Origin of the sequence: Aneurinibacillus danicus, from assembly GCF_007991215.1 — a bacterium.
In the GTDB taxonomy this organism is placed as follows: Bacteria; Bacillota; Bacilli; order Aneurinibacillales; family Aneurinibacillaceae; genus Aneurinibacillus; species Aneurinibacillus danicus.
The window spans coordinates 1-14,369 of the sequence record NZ_BJXX01000193.1; the positions used below are offsets into that span (position 1 = coordinate 1).

General features: G+C 43.0%; 10 protein-coding genes and 2 pseudogenes. All 12 read left to right on the plus strand.

Translation table 11 applies throughout. The features are described from left to right. Positions 1-260: pseudogene (locus ADA01nite_RS22450) on the plus strand (hypothetical protein); the annotation flags it as partial. Positions 261-307: 47 nt separating this feature from the next. After that, positions 308-1,249, plus strand: coding sequence for a LipP1 family hormone-sensitive lipase (lipP1, locus tag ADA01nite_RS19715; RefSeq protein ID WP_146812145.1), 942 nt, complete (start codon positions 308-310; stop codon positions 1,247-1,249). Between the two features lie 47 nt (positions 1,250-1,296). Then, a complete protein-coding gene (locus tag ADA01nite_RS19720; RefSeq protein ID WP_146812146.1) occupies positions 1,297-2,895 on the plus strand; it encodes a class I adenylate-forming enzyme family protein in 1,599 nt (532 codons plus the stop codon). Between the two features lie 61 nt (positions 2,896-2,956). Continuing rightward, on the plus strand, positions 2,957-3,943 hold the full coding sequence (locus ADA01nite_RS19725) for an NADPH:quinone oxidoreductase family protein (protein WP_146812155.1): 987 nt from the start codon (positions 2,957-2,959) through the stop codon (positions 3,941-3,943). A gap of 480 nt (positions 3,944-4,423) precedes the next feature. Then, on the plus strand, positions 4,424-6,007 hold the full coding sequence (locus ADA01nite_RS19730; protein ID WP_146812147.1) for a long-chain-fatty-acid--CoA ligase: 1,584 nt from the start codon (positions 4,424-4,426) through the stop codon (positions 6,005-6,007). 581 nt (positions 6,008-6,588) lie between these two features. Continuing rightward, positions 6,589-7,800 carry a CaiB/BaiF CoA transferase family protein gene (locus tag ADA01nite_RS19735; protein WP_146812148.1) on the plus strand — a complete coding sequence of 404 codons (1,212 nt, stop codon included), beginning with the start codon at positions 6,589-6,591 and terminating at the stop codon, positions 7,798-7,800. A gap of 1 nt (position 7,801) precedes the next feature. Continuing rightward, positions 7,802-8,590 (plus strand): enoyl-CoA hydratase/isomerase family protein, encoded by a 789-nt coding sequence (locus tag ADA01nite_RS19740; RefSeq protein WP_146812149.1) that lies wholly within the window; start codon positions 7,802-7,804, stop codon positions 8,588-8,590. A gap of 110 nt (positions 8,591-8,700) precedes the next feature. Next, positions 8,701-9,060, plus strand: a complete 360-nt coding sequence (locus tag ADA01nite_RS19745) for a DUF485 domain-containing protein (protein ID WP_146812150.1) — start codon at positions 8,701-8,703, stop codon at positions 9,058-9,060. Beyond that, positions 9,060-9,497, plus strand: a pseudogene (locus ADA01nite_RS19750) (sodium:solute symporter family transporter); the annotation flags it as partial. The gene ADA01nite_RS19745 and the pseudogene ADA01nite_RS19750, both read left to right, overlap by 1 nt. A gap of 49 nt (positions 9,498-9,546) precedes the next feature. Then, the gene (locus tag ADA01nite_RS19755; protein ID WP_146812152.1) at positions 9,547-10,353 is read left to right on the plus strand and encodes an enoyl-CoA hydratase-related protein; all 807 of its coding nucleotides are present in this window, start codon (positions 9,547-9,549) and stop codon (positions 10,351-10,353) included. 127 nt (positions 10,354-10,480) lie between these two features. Then, on the plus strand, positions 10,481-11,626 hold the full coding sequence (locus tag ADA01nite_RS19760; protein WP_146812153.1) for an acyl-CoA dehydrogenase family protein: 1,146 nt from the start codon (positions 10,481-10,483) through the stop codon (positions 11,624-11,626). 346 nt (positions 11,627-11,972) lie between these two features. Then, positions 11,973-14,036, plus strand: a complete 2,064-nt coding sequence (locus ADA01nite_RS19765; RefSeq protein ID WP_246147430.1) for a sigma-54-dependent Fis family transcriptional regulator — start codon at positions 11,973-11,975, stop codon at positions 14,034-14,036. Positions 14,037-14,369 lie beyond the last annotated feature (333 nt).

Consider the following 14,369-nt stretch of genomic DNA (forward strand, 5'->3'; position numbering starts at 1 on the left):
GCGCTGAGGCCGAGAATGAGTGGGTGGAGCACAGCGCTGAGGTAGCCAATCAGACACTCTTACCCCTGGCTGACAGCTGGTATATGGGAGCGAACATCCCTGGCAAACCACGCGTCAGTCTGATGTACATCGGCGGCTTTCAGAACTATAGCCGACAATGCGATGCTGCTGCGGTAAACGGCTATGAGGGATTCCTGTTATCTGATCAAAAACAACCGGTACCAACGGGTTCTTTTGGCACAGAGATCGCTGGGAATTAAGGAAATTAACTGATTTAATAATATGAAAATATAGGGAGGAATTATAAATGGCACTTGATTCCAAAACAAAAGCTTTTCTTGATCAGTTAGCCGCGATGGGTGCACCTGCCTTTCATCAGCTCACACCGGAAGAAAATCGCAGGGCCATGCAAAATATTGTTCCCACAGTGACGATTGCTTCGGAACCGGTAGGCAGCGTTCAAGACCAATTCATTCCTGTAAAAGACGGAGAGATTAAAATTCGCATTTATACTCCAGAGGGAGAGGGCATTTTCCCAATACTCGTTCATTTTCATGGCGGTGGATTTGTATTCGGCGATTTAGAAATGGTAGATGCACCACTGCGCGCGATTACGAATGCTGCTCAATGTATAGTAGTCTCTGTGGACTATAGGCTGGCACCTGAACACCCATTTCCCACCGCTGCGGAAGATGCCTACTCTGCTGTCAAGTGGGTGGCGGAAAATGCTTATACATTCGGCGGCGACCCTCAGCGAATTGCAGTAGCCGGAGATAGTGCCGGTGGTGACCTGGCTGCAGTTGTATGTTTGATGGCCCGGGAGCAAGGTGGACCCTCCTTATGTTTCCAGGTGCTCTTGTATCCGTGCACGGATTTTTCAAAAGATTACCCTTCTAGCCATGATTTTGCTGAAGGTTACTTTCTTTCCCGTAAGGACATGAAATATTTTGAGAAACAATATTTCCGGACGGAAGAAGAGAAGAGAAGCATCTACGCCTCTCCCCTTCTGGCGGACGATTTAAGTGGTTTACCCGCTGCGTTAGTGGTAACAGCCGGTTATGATCCTCTGCATGATGAGGGGCAGGCTTATGCTAATCGGTTAAAAGATGCGGGAGTAAAAGTAAAGTATCATTGTTATGATGATACGATCCATGGATTTCTTATTCTGGGTGGCGTGATTGATCGAGGAAAAGAACTAATAGAGGAAGTAGCCAGCTCCTTACAGGATGTATTTTCAAGAGTGTCTTAACATTTGGCCGTTTAAGCTGTTTACATTTAGCTAAAGGAGGAGTGTGAATGAGCCTGCCGCTGCCATCGTTTTTCCAGCTTCGGACCATTCCGCAGTATTTGAGGTATCATGCCGAACAAACGCCAAATAAGACGGCTGTAGTAGCCTGGAGTGGAATCAAAAAGGACAAAATGCGTCTAAGTTATTCGGAACTCAATCGTTTAACCGACCAGCTGGCTAACGCGTATCAGGAGGCAGAAATCCAAAAAGGCGAGCGGATCGCCATTTTTATGGATAACGAACAGGGGATGGAATGTATTCTCAGTTTTTATGCCGCTCATAAAATTGGAGGCATCAATGTTCCGATCAATGCAAGATTTTCCGAGCCGGAGCTACAGTACATTCTAGAGCATTGTGAAGCATCCACCATCATTACTTCTGTAAATCTCCTTTCTAAAGTGCAAGGGGTTGCCGGCGAATGTCCGAGCCTTCGCCGCATCATTGTGGCGGGTGACGCACCGTTAGAGGTGCCCTTATCAAATACCGCCATTCGGATGTATTCTTTTCAGACTCTTATGGAAAATGGAAACTCTTCTCCTCCCACTGCACGGGTAGAGGAAACGGATGATGCGGATTGGCTTTATACTTCGGGAACAACCGCCCGTCCAAAAGGGGTAATACATACCCATGCAAGTGCCGTGGCCACCGGCTATTCTGTTGGAGGAGCGCTGGGACTATCTGAGACGGACGTCTATCAGAGTGCATTTCCTTTTTTTACGAGTTCGGGCTGTCATTTCAATTTGCTTTCCGTGCTGGTTTATGGGGCAACCATGGTTCTTGATCGTAAGTTTGATGTGGAAGAAACGTTAAGTACAATGGAATCGGAAAAAACCACCGTTTACGTAGGGGTTCCAGCTGTTTACACCTTTATGCTGGAGTCCGGCAACATTCCCAACTATGAGCTGTCTTCCTTGCGCCTGCTCGATTACGGTGGGGCGCCGATGCCCAAGCAGGTGATTTTAGATCTGTTTAAGGCTTTTCCTGGCATCGAATTGAGACAGACTTACGGTTTGACAGAGGCAGGACCCACAGGAACGTACCTGCCTGGTGAATATGCATTGGATAAATTGGGTTCTGTCGGAAAGTGCGGGATGCCTTTAGTTGAAGTCAAGATTGTTGATGAAAAGGAGCAGGAGGTAGGTCCAAATGTGATTGGGGAGATTTGCTATCGTTCTCCAGCGAATATGAGGGGATATTTCAAGAATGAGGAAGCGACCAAAGAAACCCTTCGGGATGGCTGGGTTCACAGCGGGGATTTGGTTTACCGCGATGAAGATGGATTCATCTATCATGTCGATCGGAAAAAGGACTTGATTATCCGGGGCGGATTTAACATTTCCAGCCTGGAAGTGGAGAACTGCCTGTACCAGCATCCGGCCGTCCTGGAGGTTGCGGTGGTAGCCAAACCGCATAAAAATTTGGGAGAGGATATTAAGGCCTTTATCGTGTTTCGTGAAGGAAAATCCGTCACAAACGAGGAAATCATCGCGTTCTGCCGTGAACGCCTGGCAGATTTCAAAGTTCCGAGGGACTTTGAAATCATCGATGCCCTGCCGAGGAATCCCATGGGGAAAGTGCTAAAAACAGAGCTGAGAAAAAAGGTATAGTGTGTTATAAAAGGAAAAATCCAACATGTCTATCCGTTTAGGCATACGAAAGGGAGAAATGATGAACGATTTTCGTGCATTTGTTTTGGATCTAGTTGATGGTCAAACCAAAATGGAGGTTAAACAGCTATCGGCTAATGACCTGCCGGATGGGGATGTTACCATTCGTGTTGCTTTTTCTAGTGTCAACTTTAAAGATGGATTGGCGACCATCCCCAACCGAATTATTAAAACATATCCGTTGATACCCGGGATTGATCTGGCAGGAACGGTCATCGAATCCCAGGATGAACGTTTTCGTGAAGGCGATCCTGTAATTGTTACAAGTTATGAATTAGGGGTTTCTCATCATGGTGGGTTCAGTGAAGTGGCTCGTGTGCCGGCAAAATGGGTTGTTCCGCTACCGAATGGATTAAATTTAAGGGAAGCGATGATTCTCGGCACCGCCGGATTTACAGCTGCACTGTCTGTTCAACGACTGGAGGAAAATGGCCTGCAGCCGGCTCAAGGTCCGGTACTCGTAACGGGAGCTACAGGTGGTGTGGGCAGTGTTTCAGTCGATATTTTATCAAAGATAGGGTATGAAGTGGTTGCTAGTACCGGCAAAACCAGCGAACATGAATATTTATACCAATTAGGTGCAAAGCAAGTTATCCATCGTGAAGAAGTCGTTGCTTCGGAACAAAAACCTTTGCGTCAGCAACGCTGGGCTGGAGCCATTGATCCCGTAGGAGGCAAAACGCTTGAATATGTGTTAAGCACGATCCAGTACGGCGGATCAGTAGCCTTAAGTGGATTAACGGGAGGAACCGATGTTTCAACGACGGTACATCCATTTATCCTGCGTGGAGTAAATTTGCTTGGGATTGATTCGGTATACTGTCCGATGAAGGTACGAGAGAAAGTATGGAAACGCCTGGCGACTGACTTAAAACCAAAGAAATTAAACGAAAATATTGTCGATGAAATTTCATTAGAGGAACTTCCCGAAGTCCTATCCAAAATTTTAAAAGGCCAAATACGCGGAAGAACCATTGTCAAAATGTAAATGCAACCTGATTTATGTTAAAGAGAGTATGTTGAAATACTCATATAAGTACAATAGCAATAAAATATTCGTATCGATTAAAATTCCTGGTTTTTAAGAAGCTTTCTTACTGTAATATTACTGAAGCAAAAAAAGGGGCGATCACCAAAAGGGCACTTTATGTGTCTTTTTGGTTAGTCCCCTTTTTTATACTCCAAAAATCGGGTAAGGAATGATTTTGTTAACGCAACCCATATAAACTGTCTGAAAATCAAACAAGCTTGTCTTTAAGATGTTTATAATTCATGCGTTTATCGAAATAGATAGGCTGATGATCATAGAACCAATAGAGTTTCTTATCTGGCATAAAATATGCAAGGGTTATGAATAGTAACAAATATAGACTGAAAATTCTTTCGATGGGGTGAAATGTCGCTTTGAACCTCAAATATAAGGAGTATTCGTAAGAAGAACTTTAATTCATAGAGGGAGTGAGATTTTATGTTACTTACTAAAGCTTTAATGTATTCGGCTCGTACTTTTCCGGGAAAAAAGGCCATCTTAGATGGAAAATACACGTTTACGTATTCACAATTTGCTACAAGAGCGGCTAAAGTAAAGCGTTCTCTATCTACTCTAGGAGTGAAAAAAGGAGATCGTGTAGCATTCCTCATGTTCAATAGTTATCATTATTTGGAATTAATGTATGGAGTCATGGCACGCGGGGGGATTCTAGTTCCCTTAAATAATCGACTGAGTGTCGAAGAAATATCCTTTATACTAAATGATGCTACTGCGGAAGTTCTGTATATTCACAAAGAATTTTTGTCAATCGTATCTGAGCTAAAACGAAATGTGAAGAGCTTACGTCATATTATTTTAGCTGATGATATTCAAGAAATAGGAGAAATGGATGGCATCCTTCAGTATGAGGAACTGCTTGCTACATTGCCTGAAGAAGAGTATTATGCAGAGGGTGTGGAGGAAGGTGACATAGCAGGAATCTATTACACGGGGGGAACCACGGGTAGACCAAAGGGCGTGATGCTTACACATAAAAACCTGGTAATGAACTCGTATCAAAATCTTGTTGCATTCCACATTCCTGAAAAGGAGGAAATCGTTTATCTTCATGCAGCTCCTATATTTCATTTAGCAGATGGTGCACAAACCTTCAATTTTATGTTCACAGGTGCTACACATGTAATCATTCGTTCTTTTTCCTCAAAGGGTGTTTTGGAATCTATACAGAATTTTAATGTTACGACAACCCTATTAGTTCCTGCGATGATTAATATGCTGCTTAATGATCCTGATTTTGATAACTACGATACGAGTTCTTTGAGAAGAATTTTGTACGGTGCTTCTCCGATATCAAAGGAGCTCCTGACAAAAAGTATGAAGAAAATGCCAAAAACCCAGTTTATACAGCTTTATGGGATGACTGAGGCGTCTCCTCTTTTGATGGTTCTTAGTCCTGAGGATCATGTTATCAATGGAACAGAACAAGAAACAAAGCGACTAACTTCTTGTGGCCGGCCGGTACCTATAGTTGAACTGAAGCTAGTCGATTCAAACGGGGATGATGTACCTGTAAATGAAGTTGGCGAAATTATATTCAGAGGACCCAATATCATGAAGGGGTACTGGAACTTACCGCAAGAAACAGCAAAGGCCATTCGTAATGGATGGTATTTTACGGGAGATTTGGCCTGCAAGGATGAGGAAGGTTATTACTATATGGTCGATCGGGCAAAGGATATGATCATCACAGGCGGTGAAAATGTATACTCTGTAGAGGTTGAGAATGTATTATACCAGCATCCGTCAATTCTTGAATGCGCTGTCATAGGTGTGCCGGATGAAAAGTGGGGAGAAGCAGTAAAGGCTATTGTCGTGCGTAAACAGGGGTATCAGGTTACAGAGGAAGAAATCCTTTCATTTGTTCGTAAAAAGCTAGCCAATTATAAGGTGCCTAAAACGATCGATTTTGTCCCTGAACTACCCAAAAGTGGCGCAGGCAAAATCTTAAAGCGGGAATTGCGCGAACAGTATTGGGTGAAAAGCGAAAGAAGAGTAAATTAACAAAATAAAGGATATATCTTCATGCGGCACCGGTGTTCCATCTTGCAGATCATACGTCTACTTTTGCAGTAACATAAATAAGTGTGAAAGGAAAAAAGCGCCGTGTTTTTCTTACTTTGCATAAGAAAAGCATGGCGCTTTTATGAGTGTAAGAGAAGAAAATGAAACCGTTTGTATTTACGAAAAAATAAAGTGCAGAATAAGGACGGTCCCATACAAAAATGTATGAATTCCAAACAAATTTGGGCTCAACGCCAAACTCTGTGGTTAACTAAGCGTTATACAAAGGTTGCTGGGAGGGGAGAAGGGATGGGCAATGGAACGATTTTACGCGAGCGCACGGGGCTCTTGGAGCGGACTTTTTCTGCTTCCCCGGGGAGCGTAACCGGTTGACGTGCCCATCTCTTCTCTTATCCGAATATTGGTATGTGTTTTGCAAAGTAAAAAAATAGAATCAGTAAATAAGATCTTTTGGATATTACGGGAATTATATGCAGTCCTATGTGCTGAGAAAGGATCAGTGGGAAAAAGATAGGATTGTGCCAAGAGATTTTTGGATAAAAATGGGAGATGAGGAATGTATGTCTTTATTAAAAGGTCTGAAAATACTGGATTTTTCAACTCTATTACCTGGTCCCTATGCTACTATGATGTTTGCGGATTTGGGAGCGGAAGTGTTGCGGGTCGAAGCACCAACACGGCCCGATCAGATTAGAGTTACTCCGCCCTTTGACGGTGAGGAAGCGGCCGCTCATGGGTACCTTAACCGCTCTAAACGATCAATTGCACTGGATTTGAAAAAAGCGGAGTCCGTAGAGCTGGTGAAGCATCTGGTGAAAGAATATGATATTGTGCTAGAACAATTTCGCCCGGGTGTTATGGAAAGACTGGGGCTCGGTTACGAAGCGCTCAAGGAATCGAATCCAAAGCTGATTTATTGTTCACTTACGGGATTCGGTCAAACAGGCCCTTTCCGGGATCGTCCGGGACATGATAATAACTATTTGGCCATTGCCGGGGTAACGGGTTACTCCCACCGCAATGGAGTTGTGCCGGCACCAATGGGCATACAGGTCGCCGATGTCGCAGGAGGTTCCTTGCATGCTGTTATTGGGATTTTGGCAGCAGCCCTTCACCGTGAAAAGGTAGGGGAGGGTCAATTCATTGATATCAGTATGACAGATACGGCATTTGCTCTTAATGCCATATATGGCTCCGGTTATCTTGCATGCGGAATCGAGCCGGAACCAGAACAAATGATGCTGAATGGTGGTACGTTCTATGATTATTATCAAACGAAAGATCAGCGTTATTTTTCGGTTGGAAGTCTTGAGCCGCCGTTTAAGAAGCTGTTGTGTGAAGCGATAGGACGCCCTGAATTAATTGAAGTTGGGATGAGTGATGATCCGGAAGACGTACATGCTTTTAAAGAGGCCGTCCGGGAAGCTTTCCTCAGTAAAACGTACGCTGAGTGGCTCATTGCTTTCAAAGAGCTTCATGCATGTGTTGAACCCGTGCTGAAGTTTTCTGAAGCATGCGCGCATCCGCAAATTCAGGCGCGCGGGATGGTGGTGGAAGTGCCAAAACCGGATGGGACAACGCAGCGGCAAATCGCCTGTCCAATTAAGTTTTCAGCTGGAAAGCCGGAGTACAGGCATGTTGGCAGCAAACTGGGGGAAAACACAATCGATGTACTTCAAGAGTCAGGGTTCAGTCTCAAGCAAATTGATGAATGGAGAGAAAAAGGACTTTTTGGTCAAATTCTTAATTGTGTTTCGAATGGAGGCGTTTAAGGTGAGTAATCAGACGATTATCTTCGAGCAGCGTAATCAAGCGGCATGGATTTATTTGAATCGTCCAAAGGATATGAATGCTATATCCAAAACTTTGCTTATGGAGTTAGGAGAAGCCTTCGAAAAAGCCAGGACGGATGAGCGAATAAAGGTGATCGTTCTCACCGGGAAGGGCAGGGCTTTTTGTGCCGGTGCGGATCTGAAAGAATTGTTAGAAGATCTTGAGGGCAAAAAAAGTGCGGAACCAGATCTTCTGGATTTATGTGAACGTACCTTTGGTTTGCTTGAACATTGTCCAAAACCTCTGATCGCCGCATTAAACGGTATTACGCTGGCAGGTGGATTGGAATTCGCCATGACCGCTGATATCGTGATTGCTGCGGAGAGCGCTAAAATTGGCGATGCGCATTCCAACTTCGGCGTATTGCCGGGAGCAGGCGGAGCAGTAAAATTACCGCGTAAAATAGGTGTGAACCGTGCCAAGTATCTGTTGTTTACAGGGGATTTTATATCCGCAACGGAAATGAAGGACTATGGCTTCGTCCAACAAGTTGTTGCCGATGAAGAATTGGAGGCAACTGCACAAGCCCTGGCCGACAAATTAGCAATGAAAAGTTCACTTGTTTTACGCCGTATGAAACAATTGGTTCGTGATGGTCTGGAACAGCCATTGGATATTGCCCTGCGGCAGGAGTTATTAACGCTTCGGGCTCATACAGAATCCTACGATATGGCTGAAGGGTTGGCTGCCTTTGCTGAAAAGCGCAAACCGAACTTTAAAGGATATTAATACTGCGAATTACGTACTGCAAGATGTAGATAAATGATGGAATAAGGGAGAAGAATCACATGCAATTAAAGAAAGACTACTATTGATGCTCACTAAAAAGGAGGATAAATATGGAATCCACTGCAAGTTCTAATAGTAGAAGCGCTTCAAGCAATCATCATGTGCAAAACGAGTGGGACGAAATCGCGGAATCCAGTCAATTTCAGACTCTTATTAAGGAGAAAAAAGCGTTTCTCATTCCCACAACCATCTTCTTTATGGTTTATTACTTTGCTCTTCCTATAATGGCTGGATATTCCAAGACACTGATGATAAAAAAGGTTCCGTTATTTGTGAATTTCGGGTATTTATTTGCGGTCTCTCAATTTATAATGGCCTGGGTACTGGCCTATTATTATATGAAAAAAGCCGAACGGTTTGATGACCTAATTTCTGAAATATATAAAAACAAGAAAAGAGGATTACAATAATGACAGACTCTAACGGATTAGCCTTTGCCCTTTTCCTTGCTATTGTTGCAATGACGCTGGCTATTACTTATTGGGCGGCAAAGCGTACTCGTACAACCAGTGAGTTCTATACCGCAGGCGCTTCCATTTCTGGCCGGCAGAATGGTATTGCAATTGCAGGAGATTATCTAAGCGCAGGGTCTTTTCTTGGATTGCTTGGTTTAATTTCGCTTGGTGGATTCGATGGATTCCTAAATGCAATCGGGGCGTTTGTTGGCTTAGTGTTTCTCTTATTGCTGGTGGCGGAACCGCTTCGGAATACGGGGAAATATACGATGGCAGACGTTCTGGTAAGCCGTTTAAATGAAAAGCCTGTTCGTTCCCTGTCCGCTATATCAACAATCGTCATTTCGACCTTCTATATGATCGCTCAATTGGTCGGTGCTGGCGGATTGATAATATAAATTAGTTAGAATATTCAAAATTATAAGGAGTGTTAAATGATATATGGAAACGACTACGATTAAACTTGAACAAAACGGGGCAGTATTTGAAATCATATTAAATCGTCCGAAAAAAAGAAATGCGATCGACCGTACAATGATTATGGAAATTGATGCGGCGCTTCGGAAAGCGGAGCAGGATTCGAGCATACGGGTTGTTCTGTTTCGTGCTGAAGGCCCTGTATTTTCGGCTGGCCATGATTTATCCGGATCCGCCGAAAGACCGCTGGTTGAGTCGCGGCTGGATCAAGAACTGGAAGAATACTATGACAAAACGCTGTACATTCGGGACTATTCTAAGCCCACTATTGCAGTCGTTCATGGTCCTTGCATTGCTGCGGGCCTGATGATATCGCAGGCATGCGACCTTGTCATTGCTTCTTCGGATGCATATTTTTCCAACCCGGTCGCTCGAATGGGCGGAGTAGGCGCTGAGGTGTTATTCGAGCCATGGGACATGGGGATTCGAAGAGCAAAGCAGTTTTTATTTACGGGAGAGCCTCTTCCGGCAGACGTAGCCATGCAGTTTGGAATGGTCAATGAAGTTGTTAACAAAGAACAGGTATTGGAGAGGGCACGTCAACTTGCCAATAAAATAGCTGAGATGCCACCTATAACACTGCGTTTACTCAAGAAGTCGTTGAATCATACGCAGGATATCATGGGAGCACGTGAATCTTACGAGTACCATTTTATTATGCACGAATTAGGACACGCTACAGAAGAATCCCAGCGGCTCTTATACGATGCCCGCGGGGATAAAAATAATCTGAAACAGTTTATCAAAGAACGGGACGAAAAATTCGTATAGAAAACTACTATGGGAGTATACACAGGAAGACATTGTTCACTATGTTGACACTCCACTAAAATACTGAAATATGAACTGAGAAAAAGACAAAGTTAATCAGGGGATTTTTCAGAAAAGGAGATATGTGATGACTCAGTTACATTTACAAGAGGAGCATAAAATTTTTCGTGATACGTTGCGTAAATTTTTAACCAAGGAAGCCATTCCATATTTTGAACAGTGGGAGAAGGAACGTATGGTTCCTCGTGAATTCTGGAGAAAAATGGGTGAAAATGGGTTTTTGTGTTCATGGGCAGACGAAAAGTATGGAGGATCACATGCAGATTTTCTTTACTCAGCTATTTTAGCCCAGGAATTAGAGCGCATAGGTACCGGGTTATCCGGAATAGCACTGCATGATGCTATTGTTGTACCTTATCTCGGTATGTATGGGTCGGAAGAACAGAAGCAGCGCTGGCTACCCGGTTGTGTACGAGGTGAACTCATTACGGCAGTTGCTATGACGGAGCCGGGAGCAGGCTCAGATCTTTCAGCTATTAAAACTACAGCGGTAAAAGACGGAGATTCGTATATCTTAAATGGCGCAAAAACTTTTATTTCAAACGGAATTATTTCTGATTTAATCATTGTTGCATGCAAAACAAATCCGAGTGCAAATCCTGCCCATAAAGGGATGAGTCTGATCGTAGTTGAGCGCGATACTCCCGGATTTTCACGGGGAAAGAAGTTAGACAAAATAGGAATGCACGCTCAAGACACAGCTGAATTGTTTTTTGAAGATGCTCGCATTCCCGCTTCCAATTTATTGGGAGAAGAGGGAAAAGGGTTTTATTACTTGATGAACAAATTACAGCAGGAACGCCTTATTGTCGCTATCCAGGCGATAATAGCCGCAGAAGAGATGGTAAAGACGACTATCGATTACGTAAAAAATCGAAAAGCATTCGGAAAACCGATCAGTCAACTTCAAAACACCCAATTTAAAATCGCCGAGATGGCCACTGAAGTTGAGATTGGCCGTACTTTTGTTGACAGTCTGATTGCCAGCCACATAGAAGGAAAAAATATCGTTACACAGGTTTCGATGGGAAAATGGTGGACTACAGAAATGGCAAAACGAGTGGCCATAGAGTGCTTGCAGTTGCACGGGGGATACGGATATATGGAGGAATATCCTATTGCGAGAAGATATCGTGATATAGGGGTATCCTCCATCTATGCAGGAACAAATGAAATCATGAAGTCCATTATTGCAAAAAGCATAATATTGTAGGAGTTTTTCTTAAACGAAGAACAAGTAAAAGATTTTCGGAAGAATCGATGTATTCTTCAATAACGCGGGGATTGAAGGAGAAATGGAATTTATTACCAATAAAGCAATGAAAAATAGATAAAATAAAAGGGGTCAGGGAGCCCGTTCTATCCCTGCTTTCTGAATAAAGCTTTTTTATAGGGGGCTGTCTCAAAATGATGAGACGTCCCTTTTTGTTTGCAAAATCGAATCGCATGTAGCTGAAGTTGACATTATTTTTATGATAGAAAATAATGAATTATAAAAATATTATAATAATTAAAAAGGTAGAATTATAGTTAGAAGGGGCTGAATAATTTTGCTGAAAATGAAAGATATCTTAACTCCTATGCATCAGTGCCTTTCTCCGGACAATACGCTTTTAGAGGCCGTTGAATTGATGAAAAAATTAAGAATTCATACGATACCGGTAACAGATGCTACCCGTCGATTGGTTGGCGTATTCACAAGAAGTTCCCTCTATTCCATGGTGTTACAAGAAAAACCATTAGATACGCCGATCGGTCCTTTCATGAAGAGAGAAGTCGAAACCCTTCCTGAAGATATGAGTCCTGATCAACTTGAAAGAAACACTGAGATTACTAAGGTAGGAACAGGGATTGTCGTAAATAGGAACGAACAATTAATCGGGGTCATTACCCAATCCCATGTCGTTTCCAGCTTACTTCAAACTACCCGTTCTTTAAAAGAACAACTTGAAGAAATCATTGATACGTCCAAACTAGGGGCGATCATGACCGATGAAAAGAGGCAAATCATTTTTGTTAATCGAAAATTTTGTGAGATGGTTGGTTACAAGGATTCGGAAATCCTCTATAAAGATTTGGCCGATGTCATTCCAAATTTTCATCTGGCTGAAATGGAGAAGACAGATCATCATCGGATGAAAATCGGAATCTATCATGCAGTTGCCAATTTGTCCAGGTATCGAACGATTAAAGGGGATGAGGGGTTCATCGTTCTGTTTCAGGATATTTCTGATGTGGAGAAAATGGCTCAAGAGCTACAGACTGTTCTTAAATGGAAGAGCATAGTACAGACAGTCATTAATAATGTGTATGACGGATTGGTGATGATTAATGAATCGAAAGCCATAACATTCATTAGCCCTTCCTTACTTGAACTTTTTGAATTAAAAGAACGTGAGGTCCTTCACAAATCGGTTGATGACATCCTTCCTGAACTGGGTTTATCTAAAATCATAAAGACAGGAATTTCAGACATTAGTGATATGATGGAAGTAAAAGGAATACGGTATGCTGTTCATCGTATACCGATTTATCAAAGGGATGAAGTCATCGGTGCGATCGGTAAAATTGCTTTTCGAGGTTTAGATGAAATGAAAGAATTATTTCGCCGGTTTGAAACGAGTCAAACGAGGAACGGGCAGGGCGAAAGCGATAAGACGAAGTTTGCCCATTTCACTTTTGAGCAAATTATGACCTCTGATAAGCAAATGGAAAAATTAATTCGAAGTGCATGCAAAGCAGCGAAAGGGCAATCGACCATACTGATTCGTGGGGAGAGCGGGACAGGAAAGGAGCTCTTCGCACACGCGATCCATAGTGCGAGTTCGCGGAAGAACGGACCTTTCGTCACAGTGAATTGTGCTGCCATTCCTGAACATTTGCTGGAATCTGAATTCTTTGGCTATGAAGAAGGGGCCTTTACCGGTGCCAATCGCAAGGGGAAGATCGGAAAATTTGACTTGGCGAATGGAGGTACCCTTTTTCTTGATGAAGTGGGAGATATGTCATTTCCCCTGCAAGCCAAATTACTTCGTGTGCTGCAAGGCAGAGAATTTTTCCGCGTTGGGGGAACAGAGCGGATTCAAGTGGATGTTCGAATCATTGCGGCGACTCACCGCCCCTTAGAAAAGATGGTACAGAATGGGGAGTTTAGGGAAGACTTATATTATCGTCTGAATGTATTTTCATTTCAAATTCCCCCCTTGAGAAATAGGAAAAGTGACATCCTGCTGTTAAGTGAAAGCTTCATACTTGAATTAAACCGATTGAATGGAACGGCAATTACAGGAATAGATCCGGATGCCCAGGCTACAATGCTTGATTATGAATGGCCGGGGAACGTTCGGGAATTAAGAAACGTATTGGAGCGTGCGATGATTTTTGCTGAGCATGGAAAAATTAAAAGGGAAGATTTGCCGGATTATATGTTGCTAGAAACAGAGAACGATTCAACCGATAGATCAACCGGCAGCTCATTAATGGAGAAGGCCGAGAAGTCAGCTATCAAGGAAGCGATGCAGAAAACCGGAGGAAACAAGACCAGAGCAGCCCAATTATTGGGCATTAGCCGCTCTGTATTATATGAAAAATTGAAAAAATATGAAATAAGTGTTCGTTTATAAGGATAACTTGTCTTCGTTTGGTTTACGGCCATGTATCCTTTTTTTCGAAAGAAGTCTCCCGCTTTTACACACGAAGGTGTGATGACACCTGTGAAAGTGGGAGATGAATTTCGGTGAGACGGTGCCTGCCATTGCATTTTGCAGAACGTTCGATCCGTATAAAACGAGGACGGTCTAATGCAATAGTGTATGAATTTTAAACAGTCCTGTACAGGTTTTATTCTTTCTCTTTGATAAAATGTAACGTTAATATTGGCATGTATTTTGCTGTATTTTTTGAATAGTTAGACGAATTTAATTTAGAATAGAATACATCCAAAGGAGGTAGTAAAC

Bases quoted from the DNA above. Each gene is read 5' to 3' on its own strand.
- ADA01nite_RS19735 (WP_146812148.1), top strand. From the start codon at position 6,589: ATGTCTTTATTAAAAGGTCTGAAAATACTGGATTTTTCAACTCTATTA.
- ADA01nite_RS19765 (WP_246147430.1), top strand. From the start codon at position 11,973: ATGAAAGATATCTTAACTCCTATGCATCAGTGCCTTTCTCCGGACAAT.
- ADA01nite_RS19725 (WP_146812155.1), top strand. From the start codon at position 2,957: ATGAACGATTTTCGTGCATTTGTTTTGGATCTAGTTGATGGTCAAACC.
- ADA01nite_RS19745 (WP_146812150.1), top strand. From the start codon at position 8,701: ATGGAATCCACTGCAAGTTCTAATAGTAGAAGCGCTTCAAGCAATCAT.
- ADA01nite_RS19730 (WP_146812147.1), top strand. From the start codon at position 4,424: ATGTTACTTACTAAAGCTTTAATGTATTCGGCTCGTACTTTTCCGGGA.
- ADA01nite_RS19720 (WP_146812146.1), top strand. From the start codon at position 1,297: ATGAGCCTGCCGCTGCCATCGTTTTTCCAGCTTCGGACCATTCCGCAG.
- ADA01nite_RS19755 (WP_146812152.1), top strand. From the start codon at position 9,547: ATGGAAACGACTACGATTAAACTTGAACAAAACGGGGCAGTATTTGAA.
- lipP1 (WP_146812145.1), top strand. From the start codon at position 308: ATGGCACTTGATTCCAAAACAAAAGCTTTTCTTGATCAGTTAGCCGCG.
- ADA01nite_RS19760 (WP_146812153.1), top strand. From the start codon at position 10,481: ATGACTCAGTTACATTTACAAGAGGAGCATAAAATTTTTCGTGATACG.